Source organism: Actinoplanes sp. NPDC051346 (assembly GCF_040682215.1).
Classification (GTDB): Bacteria; Actinomycetota; Actinomycetes; order Mycobacteriales; family Micromonosporaceae; genus Actinoplanes.
The window spans coordinates 136,666-149,802 of the sequence record NZ_JBFBAJ010000010.1; the positions used below are offsets into that span (position 1 = coordinate 136,666).

Here is a 13,137-nt window from a genome sequence, read left to right on the forward strand (position 1 = left end):
ATCAGATGGCAGTACGACCTCGCCGTGGCCCCGCCATGCTCGCCGCCCTTCTGGTCCTGACCGGGGCCGGGGTAGCAGTGGCGGTGGAGTACGGCCCGGACCGCTCGCCGGGTGACCGGACCGAGGCGACGTCCGCGTCGCCGACGTCGGCATCACCCGGACCGGCGGCATCGCACGCGACGACGCCCACGACAGCGAAGGCGGCGGCGAAGCCCGGGGTGACGCGCACCCGGGCGGTCGACGACGCGCGGACGCAGATCCGCCGCAACGGCCCCGCCGTCCGGTCCGCGGCCGGCGAGAAGTACCGCGCGGTGGACGCCGTGGTGGATCCGGGCGGGTCGCGCCACGTGCGCTTCCGGCGTACCCATCAAGGCCTTGCCGTGCTGGGCGGCGACTTCGTCGTCCACTCGGCCGCGAACGGCCAGTTCGTCGGCGCGTCCGTGGCACAGAAGAAGGCGATCGACGTGCCGGACCGCGCGACGGTGAGCCGGAAGCGGGCCATCGCCGTCGCCGAGAAGCGCTTCAGCGGCCGCCGTACGGACACCAGCGCCCGGAAGGTGGTCGACGCCTTCGCCGGAACCCCGGTCCTGGCCTGGGAGGTCACCGTCAGCGGGCAGACCGCGACAGGGACGCCGAGCGCGCTCGTGGTGGTCGTGGACGCGACGACCGGAGAGGTCCGGCGCGCCTACGACGAGGTGCGCACCGCCGAGGCGGGCACCGGGCACGGGCTGCACGTGGGCGACGTCCCGTTGAGCACCACCCGGCGGGACGACGGCACGTACACGCTGGTCGACCCCGACCGTGGCGGCACCACTGTCCGCGACGCGCAGAACAAGCGCTTCACCTTCCGCCCCGAGACCTTCGCCGAGTTCATCGACCCGGACAACAACTGGGGCGACGGCACCCGGGCCGACCGCGCCACCGCGGCCGTCGACGTGCACTACGGCATGGCCAGCACCTGGGACTACCTGTCGAAGACCTTCGGCCGGGCGGGAATCGGCAACGACGGCAAGGGTGTGACGGCGTACGTCCATCACGACATCGACGCCAACTACGCGGCGTGGAACAAGTTCTGCGAATGCCTGGTCTTCGGCGACGGCACCCCACAGGTCAAGCCGTACACCCCGCTCGACGTCGTCGGCCACGAGATGGCACACGGCCTGGATGACAAGACCAGCAACCTGGTCAACCTGGGCGAGTCCGGCGGGCTGAGCGAGGCCAACGGCGACATCTTCGGCACGCTGGTCGAGTTCGCGACGAACAACCCCGCCGACCCGCCGGACTACCTCATCGGCGAGAAGACCGAGCGCGGCTCCCCCGCCATGCGCCGGATGGACGAGCCGAGCCGGATCGGCGAGTCGGTCTCCTGCTGGACACCGGCGGCCAAAGACCTCGACGAGCACGACTCGGCGGGAATCGGCGACAAGTTCTTCTACACCCTCGCCGTGGGCAGCGGGAAGTCCTCCTGGGGCGACAGCCCGCCCTGCGGCGACGCGGCGCCGGTCACCGGCATCGGCAACGACCGGGCGGCGCGGATCTGGTACCGGGCGCTGACCGTCTACATGGTGTCGAGCACCATCTACGCCGGCGCCCGCGACGCGACTTTGCGGGCCGCGACCGACCTGTACGGCGCGGACAGCCTGGAGACCCGCACGGTGAACGCCGCGTGGCTCGCGGTCGGGGTCGACGGCTCCGATCCGCGGTACGGCGCCCCGGAGATTTTGCCACTGCCACAGCCCGGCTTCTCCACGGTCGCGCGCATGGGCAAGCCATTCAGCATGCAGGTCTCCGCCAAGGACCACCAGGGACAGGCGGTCACCTTCACCGCGACGAACCTTCCGCCCGGCTTGTCGATCGACGCGTCCGGCCTGATCGCCGGCACACCCACGACCAAGGGCGAGTACGGCGGCAGCGTCCTCGCGACCGACCCGCAGGGCAACGTCGGCACGAAGGACCTCTTCTGGCTGGTCAAGGGCCCGCCAGTCGTCACCGCGATCACCCCGGCGCGCATCATGCGCGTGGGCGGGAGCGATTTCGGCAGGTTCGGCGTGACCTTCCGCGACGTGCCCGACTACCAGGAGGACCCCGACAAGTCCCTCAAGGTGACCGCCACGGGCCTGCCCGCCGGCCTGGAGCTGTCGGTCACGTCCCGCACCGACGGCACCTACGTCGCCGACATCGCGGGGTTCGCCACCACCGCCGGCTCCGGCAAGGCCGAGATAACCGCCACGGACGCCGACGGCGACCAGGTGACGGAGGCACTGCCCTGGCAGGTCCTGACTGCCCGCCAGCCGGGTGAGCCACGGAGTGTCACCAGCACGGTCGGCAACGGCACCGCGCTGGTGGAATGGGACATGCCTGAGCTCACCACGGACACTGCCTGGATCACCGGCTACGTCGTCCGGGTCTCCCCCGGCACCGAGACCAAGCTGGCTCCGCGGATTCGCTCGCTGCGCCTGGACGGGCTGAACGTCCGCCAGGCGTACACCATCGGAGTCCGCGCGACGACCTCGAAGGGGACCGGCCCGGAGAAGACGATCACCCTGACGCCGACCACGCTCGCGGTGACCGCCGCACCCACCGCGGTCGACCACGGCAAGCGCGTCACGCTCAGCGGCAAGGTCACCCGCGGCGGCGCGGCCGGTGCGCCCGGTGCGCTGATGACGCTGGAGCAGCTTCCCGCCGGGCAGCGCAACTGGAGCCGCGCCGCGACCGTCAAGGCCGACGCTAAGGGCGGGTGGCGACACACAGTGGCGCCCGCGACCACGACCGCGTACCGGGTCAAGTTCGCCGGGTCGAGCGGCATGTGGCCGGCCACGTCGGCGACGGTCACGACCACGATCCGCTACGCGGTCACGGTCACGGCGAGCACCACCAGGCCCAAGGCCAACAAGAAGATCAAGATTACGGGTACGACCAAGCCCGGTCGCGCCGGCGTCAAGGTCACCCTGCAACGCAAGTCCGGCTCCCGCTGGGTGACCGTCACGAGCGCGAAGACGACGGCGAGCGGGAAGTACTCGTTCTCGCGGGCCTTCAAGCGCGGCACCTGGAAACTGCGCACGGTGGTCCCGGGCAGCGCGTACAACGCGGGCGCGACCAGCTCGACGGTGAAGCTGAAGGTGAAGTGACCCACGACGCACAAAGGCCGAGCCGGACCCTGGCGGGTCCGGCTCGGCGTGCTGTGCGGTTCGATCAGCCCAGCAGGCGGGCCCAGTAGACCAGTTCGGCGGCCTGCGTAACGGTGAGGCCGGCCTTCTTGTCCGTCGGCTCCTTCAGAACCTTGCTGATGTACAGGTCGTACTGCCCGTGCTGCAGCTTGTTGGTCAGGTCCTTCTCGAGGCCGTTGCTGGCCTTGTTGGCGGCGGTGTAGCGCAGCGTCATCGCGACCAGGTCGGTGACGGTCGGCGCCACGGTGTAGCTGGCGGACACGGGGGCCGCGACGTTGCCCGCCGCGTCGGTGCCACCGGTGCAGAGGGCCGTGTAGTGGCCATCCCGGTCCCGGGTCACGCTCAGAGCGGCCGACTTCGCCACGCCGGAGACGGCGTCGACGGTCTCGCAGGTCGGGGTCGGCATCGCGGCCAGCGTGTTGGTGCCGTTGCTGACGCCCTTGATCCGCACGACGGGGGCGGCGGTGTCGACGTTGAGCCCGCTCACCTTGGCGGCGGTGGTGTTGCCGGCCTTGTCGGTCACGGTGCCGGCGGCACCCTGGTCGACGCCGTCGGTGATGGTGACGGGGGCGGGGCACTCGGCGACGCCGGAAACGGTGTCGGCGCAGGTGAAGTTGACGCTCGGGGCGGTGCGGTACCAGCCGGCGTCGTTCTTGATGCCGTCGATCGTGGTGGTGTAGGTAGGTGCGGTGGTGTCGACGTGGAGACCGTTGACCGCGGCGGCCGCGGTGTTGCCCGCCTTGTCGGTCACGGTGCCGGTGACGCTCTGGTCCTTACCCTCGGTGCTCAGCTGCACGGAGGCGGGGCACTCCGCCACACCCGAGGCGGCGTCGGCGCAGGTGAAGTTGACGGTCGGCGCGGTGCGGTACCAGCCGGCGTCGTTCTTGACGCCTTCCACCGTGGTGGAGTAGGTCGGTGCCGTGCGGTCCACGCTGACGTTCACGCTGGCGGTGTTGGTGTTGCCGGCCTTGTCGGTCACGGTGCGGGTGACGGCCTGGTCGGCGCCCTCGGTGGTGACGTTGACGGGGGCGGGGCACTCGGCGACACCCGATGCGGCGTCGTCGCAAGCGAAGTTGACGGTCGGCGCGTCGCGGTACCAGCCGGCGTCGTTCTTGGTGCCGTCCACCGACGTGGTGTAGGTGGGGGCGGTGCGGTCCAGGCTGACCTTCATGCTGGTGGTGGCGACGTTGCCGGCCTTGTCGGTCACGGTGCCGGTGACGACCTGGTCGCTGCCGTCGGCGTTCAGGGTGACCGGCGAGGAGCAGTCCGCGATGCCGGACTGGGCGTCGACGCAGGTGAAGATGACCGAGACGGGGCCGTTGTGCCAGCCGTTACGGTCCGCGCCGCGGGTCAGGGCCGCGGTGATGGTCGGCGGGGTCTTCTCGGGGGCCGGCGGGGTCGGCGGGGTCACGACCGGCGGCACGATCACGGGTGCGGTGGGATCGGTGACGTTGAGCAGCGTGGAGCCGCTGCCGTTGACGTTGTAGGCCCGGACGTCGACGACCCAGTTCTTGCCCAGGGCCAGGTTGAGGGTGCCCGCGGTGGCCGGGGCCATGACCTTGATCTGCGCCTGGTTGGGCTTGTCGACTCCGTAGACGAGCAGGTAGTAGTCCGGGTTGACGCCGGTGGTGGGCGCCTTCCAGGTCACGTCGACCAGGGTGGAGTTCGGGCGGCGGGTGGCGACGGCGTCGCTCGGGTTGGCGGGCTTGTGCTTGTCGATCAGCGACTTGCCCATCAGGTCCGCGCAGGTGCCGTGCTCGTTGAACGGGGACACCTGCACCAGGTAGGTGCGGGTCGGGTCCAGGTTCGGGAACTGGTGGCTGGTCGCGGTGGTGACCTGGTCGGAGAGCACGACCTTGTCGGAGTAGCGGACGAGCTGCATGCGGTAGCCGGTCAGGCCACCCTCGCCGGCCCAGGCGGGCTGGTCCCAGCTGATCGTGCCGGTGGTGCCGTTGGTGCCGGTGCGACCCGGCACGGCGTTCATGATGCCGCCGGGGGCCAGCGTGCGAGCGACGGCGAAGGGGCTGTACTCACCGGGACCGTTGGCCCCTTCGGTGGCCACCCGCATCTTGTGCTCGACGCACGGCCCACCGGGCGCGGCGACGGTGTAACTGGTGGTGTTGCCGGGCACGAACGTGACGGTCTCGGTGGTGCCCGTGACGGTGTCGATGCGGTAGAACTCGGCGCCCGTGACGGGCTGCCAGGACATCACGATCTTGTTGGCGTCGTCGGCGGCCCGCGTCACCGTCAACCCCTGCGGAGCCGGGAGCGCCGCGGCAGCGTCCGCCGCAACCGCCGGTGCCGGCGACAAGGCCAGCGAGGCGGCAATGGCGGCTGCGCCAGTTCCTGCCAGGATTCGTACGCCCATGTTCCCTCATCTTCCCGTTATCAGCGGCCCTGCGGCTCGCTGGTAATGAGGAGATCGGCAGCGTGCTTCAAGACGTTCTCCATCCAACCTCAAGCTCAGCTCAAGTCTGGAGAACCCCTCAGTCGCCGGCGAGGACTAGGCCGCTGGTGGGCACCCCGGTGCCGGCCGTCACCAGCACCGGACCGTCCCCCGGCACCGGGTTGACCGCGGTGCCGCGCACCTGCCGGACCGCCTCGGCGATGCCGTTCATGCCGTGGATGTAGGCCTCGCCCAGTTGCCCGCCGTGCGGGTTGACCGGCAGCCGGCCCCCCAGCTCGATGCCGCCGTCGGCGACCAGGTGCCGGGCCTCGCCGCGCCCGCAGAACCCCAATTCCTCCAACTGCATCAGCACGTACGGGGTGAAGTGGTCGTAGAGCACGGCGGTGCGCACGTCCGACGGCGTGTACCCGGACTGCCGCCAGAGCTGGCGGGCCACCACACCCATCTCGGGCAGGGCGGCGACCTCGTCGCGGTAGTAACTCGTCATCACGTACTGATCCGGGCCGCTGCCCTGGGCGGCGGCGCACACCACCGCGGGCGGCTGCCGCAGGTCGCGGGCGCGTTCCGCGGACGTGACGACCAGCGCGACCGCGCCGTCGCTCTCCTGGCAGCAGTCCAGCAGCCGCAGCGGGTCGGCGATCCACCGCGACGCCCGGTGGTCGTCGAGGGTGATGGGGCGGCCGTGGAACCAGGCGTGCGGGTTCGTGGCGGCGTGCCGGCGGGCCGCCACCGCGACCCGGCCGAAGTCGTCCGTGCTGGCGCCGTAGTCGTGCAGGTAGCGCTGGGCCACCATGGCCACCATGGCCGCCGGTGTCGCCAGTCCCATCGGGTAGTGCCAGCCCGCGTCGACGTCCGCGGAGGTGGTGCCCGCCTGCGCCTGCGCCCGCCCGAACCGCCGGCCGGAGCGTTCGTTGAGGGCCCGGTAGCAGACCACCACCTCGGCCAGGCCGGCCGCCACGGCGAGCACCGCCTGCTGCACGACCGCGCACGCCGCGCCTCCGCCGTACGCGATGCGGCTGAGGAAGCTGAGCTCGCCCACGCCGAGCTCGCGCGCGACGGCGACCTCGGCGTTGCCATCCATGGTGAACGTCACCATGCCCTGCACGTCGCTCGGTCGCAGGCCGGCGTCGTCGAGGGCGGCGCGGACCGCCTCGACGGCCAGCCGCAGCTCGCTGCGACCCGAGTCCTTGGAGAACTCGGTCGCGCCGATGCCGGCGATGGCGGCGCTGCGGGCGATCACGACGCCACCCGGACCGTCGCGGCGACGTGCTCGCCGCCCGCCGTGCGGCCGCTCACGCTGACCACCCGCTCGCCGTCGGCGGCGACCCTCGCCCGCCCGGTGAAGGTGAGCGTGTCGTAGGCGTGGCACGGCGCGCCGAGCCGGATGTCCATGCCGCGCAGGGTGACCTCGGGTCCGGCCCAGTCGGTGACGTAACGCTGCACCAGGCCGGTGGTGGTCAGGATGTTGAGGAAGATGTCCTTGCCCCCGCGCCGCACGGCCGCGTCGCGGTCGTGGTGGACGTCCTGGAAGTCGCGGGTGGCCAGGGCTGTGCTGATCACGACGGTGGGTGTCACCGCCAGCTCCCAGGTCGGCAGCACGGTCTCCACCGGCGAGTCGGGCCGCCATGCCGGCAGGGTCACCTCGTCGTCCAGTCGGACGAAGTCGACCCGCACCGCGGCGCCGACGCGGACGTCGGCCGGGTCCACGCCGCGCAGCTCACCCACCATGCGTACGCCTTCCTCCAGGTCCACCAGGGCGACCACCACGGGCAGCCGCCGGCCCGGCAGCGGCGGGTGGCGGTGCACCACGAAGCTGTGGATGCGGCCGGTGCCGGACGCGACCGCGTACTCGGGCTTGGTGGCACCGCACCGTGGGCAGGCCGGCCCGGGCGGATGGCGCAGGGCGCCACACTCGCCGCACCGTTGCAGTCTCAGCTCGCCGACGGCGGTTCCCGCCCAGAAGTAGGCGCTGTCGGGGCTGATCACCGGCCGCAGGGCCGTTCCCGGCTCGGCGGGCGGCGCCGCGGTGCCCGGCCGGAACTTCAGCACCCGGAACCGCATGCTCGCCACCGGTTCGGCGCCCACGAACCAGGTGCTCTCGGTGGTGACGAACCAGCCCTCACCCAGCGCGGTGCGCTTCGGGCCGGTCACGTCGGTGAGCCGGCTGCGCACCTCCGGCCGCTCGCCGTCCCGCAGATAGCGGTGGTACGTCTGCTCGCAGTTCGTCGCCACCACCGAGGTGAATCCGGCCTCGTCGAGCACGGTCGACATGGCCCGCAGCGGGTCGGCCGGGTCCAGTGCGGCCGGCCGCAGTCCGGGCATCGTCCAGACCTGCACCATCGCGGGCGGTGCCAGGCCCTCGCGCTCGTAGACCGGGTTGGTGTCGCCGATCGCCTCCAGCCAGTCGCGGATCGCCGGGAGGTTCACCGGGTCGCGGGCCGGCCTCAGGCCGGACTCGCCGGCCTCGGCGACGCGCCGGGCGGCGGCTCTGATCTCCTCGTCCATCGCACCCCACTTACCTCGGCACCCGGGGCAGCCCTAGGCCCGCGGACGCGATCAGTTCGCGCTGAATCTCGTTGACCCCGCCGCCGAAGGTCAGCACGAGGTTGCGCTTGGCCTGCAGGTCAAGCCAGGACATCAGGTCGGCGGTCGCGGCGTCGTCCGGGTCGCCGTGGCGGCCGACGATCTCCTCGAGCTCGTGGCCGATCCGCAGCACCTGCTCGGACGAGAAGACCTTGGTGGCCGAGGCGTCCGCCACCCCGGCCGGCTCACTGCCGGCGACCTGCCAGTTGAGCAGCTCGTTGACGCGCAGACACGCGTACGCCCGGGCGAGCGACCGGCGCACCTCGCTCCGCTGAAGCACGCGGGGATTCGCGTGGGCCCAGTCATGCACCCGGGCATAGAGCGCACCGAGGCGCCCGGCGGGGCCGAGCATCACCCGCTCGTGGTTGAGCTGGGTGGTCAACAGCCGCCACCCGCCGTTCTCGGGCCCGACCCGCATCGGGTCCGGCACGCGCACGTCGCTCAGATAGACCGCGTTGACGTGGTGCGCCCCGTCGCAGGTGATGATCGGCGTCCAGGAGTAACCCGGATCGTGGGTGTCGACGATGAGGATGGACAGGCCCCGGTGCCGCGGCGCGTCCGGATCGGTCCGGCAGGCGAGCCACAGATAGTCGGCGTCGTGCGCGCCGGTGGTGAACGTCTTCTGCCCGTTGACCAGATATCCGTCGCCGTCGCGCACCGCCCGGGTCCGCAGCGCGGCGAGGTCGGTGCCCGCCTCGGGCTCGGTGTAGCCGATCGCGAAGTGGATCTCGCCGGCGAGGATGCGGGGCAGGAAGAAGTCCTTTTGTTCCGGCGTGCCGAACGCGAGCAGGGTAGGTGCCACGGTCTGCAGGGTGACCGCGGGCAGCGGGACGTCGGCGCGGGCCGCCTCGTTCACGAAGATCTGCTGCTCCACCGGGCCGGGCCCGCTGCCGCCGTACTCGGTGGGGAAGCCGAGTCCGAGCCAGCCGTCGCGGCCCAGCCGGGCGACCACCTCACGGTGGACCGGGCCGTGCCGCTCGTGGCGCAGCACGGCGCGCTGCTCCGGCGACAGCAGATCTTTCAGGTACGCCCGGAGCCGACCGCGCAGCGCGTGCTGCTCCTCAGTCAGGTCGATGAACAACGCGACCTCCCAGCCGGTGCAGGCAGTGGTCGGCGCCGCCGAGCCGGCGGGCCAGGTCGCGCAGCAGGGCGCCGTGCCGGTGCAGCGGATAGTCGACGGCCAGGCCGAGCCCGCCGTGCAGGTGGTGGCAGGAGCGCAGGGCCGGCGGCGCCTCGCCGGTCAGCCAGTACGCGGCGACCCAGAGATCCTCGTCCGCCTGGTTGACGGCATCCGGCTGGCTGTCATCGTCCGTCCGGCGGTGGGCGTCCAGGCCCCAGCAGGCGGCCAGCACGGCGAGGTGCAGGGTGCGCGAGGTGACGTAGATGTCGGCGATCTGTTGGGCGACGGCCTGGAAGGTGGCGAGGGGACGATCGAACTGGTGGCGGCTGTGGACGTGGTCCGCGGTCAACCGCAGGGCTCCGGCCAGCGCGCCGTCGCCGGCGGCACAGGCGGCGGCGACGGCGAACCGGTGCAGGTCGGCGACGCAGCGCCCGTCGACGTCGGCACCGAGCGGCTCCGCGGTGACCTCGTCCATCCGTACCGTGAATTCCGGGGTGCCGGCGGAGGTGGCCGTGCGCCGCAGCGTGACGCCGGGGGCGTGGGGGTCGACCAGCGCGACCGCGACCCCGCCGGTCGCGAGGCTCACCGGCACGAGAATGCGGTGTGCCTGCTCGGCGTCGGGCACGGCGGTCTTCGTGCCGGTGACCATCCAGCTCGCGGTCGCCGTGACGCGCGGCGCGTCCGGCAGCGGATCGCCCGGCTCGGCCAGCGCGGCCGTCAGCACCCGGCCCTCCCCCACCCCGGCCAGCAGCTCGCGTTGCTGATCAGGGCCGGCCCACCGGACCACCGGCAGCACGCCGAGGCCGAGTGTGGACACCGCCGGGATCGTGACCGCGCGGCGGGAGATCTCGGTGATCACCAGGGCGGTTTCCAGGGCGCCCAGCCCCGCACCGCCGAGCCGCACCGGGACGGCGAGGGTGAGCAGGCCCGCCTGACCGAGCGCCTTCCCCAGGCGCTCCGGCGTGCCCGCGTCGTCGTCGAGCACCTCGCCGGCGAGGCGCACGATCGCGTCCTGCGCCTCGTCCAGTTCGAAGTCGGGACCCACCCGGCAAGTAGAACACGTTTCAGTCTTGCCGCGCCAGCCACCTCGGGCACCGATCGCTACACCCACGTTGGTACGCTGGTAGAGCCCATATCACGGCCACAGCCGTGGTCCAAATCGCCGCGGAAGGCAAGGATGGCAGCGTCGAGAACGAATACCAGTAACGGCGCCGGCCGCAGTGCGCTCGCCGGCGCGGACGCGCAACAGGGCTCCGCCGCCCAACGGGACCGGCGCCGCCGGATCCTGGAGGCCACCCTGGCACTGGCCTCCAAGGGCGGCTACGACGCCGTCCAGATGCGCACCGTCGCCGAGCGGGCGGAGGTCGCGCTCGGCACGCTGTACCGCTACTTCCCCTCCAAGATTCATCTCCTGGTCTCAGCCCTGGTGCTGGAATTCGAGATGATCCAGGAGAAGCTGGACCGCAAGCCCGTTCCGGGCGACACACCGCACGAGCGGACCCTGTTCGTGCTCACCCGGATGACCCGCAAGATGCAGCGCGAACCGCTGCTCACCGAGGCGATGACGCGGGCGTTCATGTTCGCTGACCCCTCCGCCAGCGCCGAGGTCAACGCCGTCGCGCGGCTCATGGAGGAGATGCTCACCAACGCCATGCACGACGGCGACCCGACCCCGGACGACCGGGCGAAGGCCCGGGTGATCGGTGACGTGTGGCTGTCCAACCTGGTCGCCTGGGTGACCCGACGGGCCTCGGCGAACGACGTGGTCAACCACCTGGAGCTGGCCACCCGCCTGCTCCTGCGCTGACCCTTCCCCACGCGCCGGGGCCCTTTCCGCACGCGCCGCGGCGCCGGGGCCCTCCCGCCCCGGCGCCGCGGAGAACTTCAGCCGAGCAGGGCGGTCAGCTTCGCCAGCGACTGCGTCGCGGCGGCGCCGGCCTGCTTCTCGAGCATGCCGGCCATGGGTCCGGCCAGCGCGGGGCCGATGAACTCCATCTCGTAGGTGATCCGCGACCCGCTTCCGGACGGCTCGATCACCATCCGGTACTTCGACTTGACGCCCATCGGGCCGTCGCCGGACTGCTCGAGCCGCTCCCCCGGCTGCGCTTCGGTGACCCGCCAGGCCATCTCGGCGGGCATACCCATCAGCTTCACCTTCTGGCGGTAGGTCGTTCCCGTATCGAGCGTCGACGGGACCTCGCCGGTGAACCCCTCGTGCATCGTGTTCCACTCGGCGACCCGCGGGAGGTCCACCACCAGCTGCCAGACCTTCTGCGGATCGGCAGCGGCGTCGGCCGAGACACTGACCTTGGGCATCGTGTTCCTCCTTGAGGGTGATCCCAGAGAACTAGAACAGGTTATAGCAATGTGACGAGCTTCACTAGTTGTGATCAGGAAACCCGGGGCCCGGCAGAGTAGAACCAGGTCCTGAACCTCGAGCGGTGGAGGAAACACGGTGACCGAGAACAATGCCGACCGGCACGGCGAGCCGCCGGCGCCCTTCCCCTCGGCCGCCTGGCACCAGGACGCGGTGATCCCCCGCGCCACCCGCAAGCTGCGCGCCGTCGACGGGCACACGGCGGCGGCAGGGTCGGCCCGGGTGCGGCAGCGGCGGCGGGCCGTCGCCGAACTCGGCGAGGCGATGCGGGTCCTGGTCGAGACGGCCACCGCAACCGAGGTCCCGTCCGACGACCTCGACCGCGCGGCCGAGGGCATCCGCCAGGCCGCGGCCCTGCTCGGCCAGCGGCTGCGCGACCGCTCCACCGTGTCCAGCGCCGACGACCTGCTCGACGGCGTACGGATGTTCAACCCGGTGACCGGCAGCGGCAGCGCCCTCGCCCCGCCGCTGCACATCGAACAGGCGGGCGACCTCACCATCGGCACCTGCACGCTGGGACTGGCCTTCGAAGGGCCGCCGAGCTACGCCCACGGCGGCATGAGCGCCCTGCTGCTCGACCAACTCCTCGGATACGCGGTGAGCGCCTCCGGGCACCCGGGCATGACGGTGCGCCTCGACACCTCGTACCGGGCACCGGTCCCCCTGCAGACACCCCTGCGCCTGACCGCCAGGGTGAGCGCGATCGACGGCCGGCGGGTGACCGCGTCCGGAGCCATCGCCACCGCCGCGGAGCCGGATACGGTGCTCGTCGCCGCGACCGGCACCTTCGTCGCGCTCAGCGCCGACCAGGCCCGACGGCTGTTCGGCGCGATCTGGGACGCCGGCAACCGCGACTCCGACTCCCGCGCCGGCTGATCAGCCGTTGAACAACTTCGCCGTCATGGCCAGCAGCTTGTCGAGCGACGCACCCTGCGGCACGTCGCAGTCGTGCACGAGCAGGGTCGCCGAGGGGCTGGTGAACTCGTACTCGTAGCCGTCGTTGCAGACCGCCGGCGCGTCCGAGGGTGTCCCCCGCAGGTCCGGAGCGGCCAGCAGTCGGCGCAGCTGCGTCATCGTGGTCGCCGGCAGCGAGGTCCGCACGGCGGCGCGCCCGCGCCGGGTCACGACCACCGATCCGTCGGCCGCGATCGAGGCGCGGTCGTCGACGCCGGCGAAGCCACCACGACGGTGGACGGCGAGCGGAAACAGCTTCTCCGCCGGAGCCGGATCCGGTGCGGCGGAGGTCGTCGGGATCGCGGACGCCTTTGCCGGCGATGTCGGTGCCGCGGCGGTGGGCGTCGGTGAGGCCCCAGCGGAAGCGGCGCCATTCTCCGCACACCCGGCGACGCCGAGCAGAAGCAGCGTGGTCAGAACTACCGATGTTCGCGACGTGCGCACCATGGGTCCCATCATCGTCGTCATGGACGTTCTCCAACAGAAACCGGGGTGCGCGGAGGCACCCCGGTTTCCTCGATCGTTTAAG

General features: G+C 71.8%; 10 protein-coding genes and 1 pseudogene. 3 read left to right on the top strand and 8 right to left on the bottom strand.

Annotated features, from left to right (window positions below; translation table 11 throughout):
- Nucleotides 1-5 precede the first annotated feature (5 nt).
- Nucleotides 6-3,128 (top strand): M4 family metallopeptidase, encoded by a 3,123-nt coding sequence (locus AB0M36_RS24625; RefSeq protein WP_364161303.1) that lies wholly within the window; start codon nt 6-8, stop codon nt 3,126-3,128.
- A 64-nt stretch (nt 3,129-3,192) separates the two neighbouring features.
- Here AB0M36_RS24625 and AB0M36_RS24630 read toward each other — a convergent pair whose 3' ends face one another.
- The 6 genes and pseudogenes from AB0M36_RS24630 to AB0M36_RS24655 all read right to left on the bottom strand — a co-directional run bounded on the left by AB0M36_RS24630 (nt 3,193) and on the right by AB0M36_RS24655 (nt 10,322).
- Nucleotides 3,193-5,535, bottom strand: coding sequence for a fibronectin type III domain-containing protein (locus AB0M36_RS24630; protein ID WP_364161305.1), 2,343 nt, complete (start codon nt 5,533-5,535; stop codon nt 3,193-3,195).
- A gap of 118 nt (nt 5,536-5,653) precedes the next feature.
- Complete coding sequence (locus AB0M36_RS24635) at nt 5,654-6,814, bottom strand: lipid-transfer protein (protein ID WP_364161307.1); 1,161 nt, start codon at nt 6,812-6,814, stop codon at nt 5,654-5,656.
- The gene (locus AB0M36_RS24640; protein WP_364161606.1) at nt 6,811-7,182 is read right to left on the bottom strand and encodes an acyl dehydratase; all 372 of its coding nucleotides are present in this window, start codon (nt 7,180-7,182) and stop codon (nt 6,811-6,813) included. The genes AB0M36_RS24635 and AB0M36_RS24640 overlap by 4 nt, the downstream gene beginning before the upstream one ends.
- Before the next feature lie 12 nt (nt 7,183-7,194).
- A pseudogene (locus tag AB0M36_RS24645) lies at nt 7,195-8,079 on the bottom strand (bifunctional MaoC family dehydratase N-terminal/OB-fold nucleic acid binding domain-containing protein); the annotation flags it as partial.
- 10 nt (nt 8,080-8,089) lie between these two features.
- On the bottom strand, nt 8,090-9,238 hold the full coding sequence (locus AB0M36_RS24650) for an acyl-CoA dehydrogenase family protein (protein ID WP_364161309.1): 1,149 nt from the start codon (nt 9,236-9,238) through the stop codon (nt 8,090-8,092).
- On the bottom strand, nt 9,219-10,322 hold the full coding sequence (locus AB0M36_RS24655; RefSeq protein ID WP_364161311.1) for an acyl-CoA dehydrogenase family protein: 1,104 nt from the start codon (nt 10,320-10,322) through the stop codon (nt 9,219-9,221). The genes AB0M36_RS24650 and AB0M36_RS24655 overlap by 20 nt, the downstream gene beginning before the upstream one ends.
- A gap of 132 nt (nt 10,323-10,454) precedes the next feature.
- Here AB0M36_RS24655 and kstR point away from each other — a divergent pair, with 132 nt between their 5' ends.
- Nucleotides 10,455-11,084, top strand: coding sequence for a cholesterol catabolism transcriptional regulator KstR (gene kstR, locus AB0M36_RS24660; RefSeq protein ID WP_364161313.1), 630 nt, complete (start codon nt 10,455-10,457; stop codon nt 11,082-11,084).
- Between the two features lie 77 nt (nt 11,085-11,161).
- Here kstR and AB0M36_RS24665 read toward each other — a convergent pair whose 3' ends face one another.
- A complete protein-coding gene (locus AB0M36_RS24665; protein ID WP_364161314.1) occupies nt 11,162-11,593 on the bottom strand; it encodes an SRPBCC family protein in 432 nt (143 codons plus the stop codon).
- A 238-nt stretch (nt 11,594-11,831) separates the two neighbouring features.
- Here AB0M36_RS24665 and AB0M36_RS24670 point away from each other — a divergent pair, with 238 nt between their 5' ends.
- Complete coding sequence (locus AB0M36_RS24670; RefSeq protein ID WP_364161609.1) at nt 11,832-12,530, top strand: PaaI family thioesterase; 699 nt, start codon at nt 11,832-11,834, stop codon at nt 12,528-12,530.
- Here the strand turns inward: AB0M36_RS24670 and AB0M36_RS24675 are convergent, their stop codons facing one another.
- Nucleotides 12,531-13,076 carry a hypothetical protein gene (locus tag AB0M36_RS24675; protein ID WP_364161316.1) on the bottom strand — a complete coding sequence of 182 codons (546 nt, stop codon included), beginning with the start codon at nt 13,074-13,076 and terminating at the stop codon, nt 12,531-12,533.
- Nucleotides 13,077-13,137: the final 61 nt, after the last annotated feature.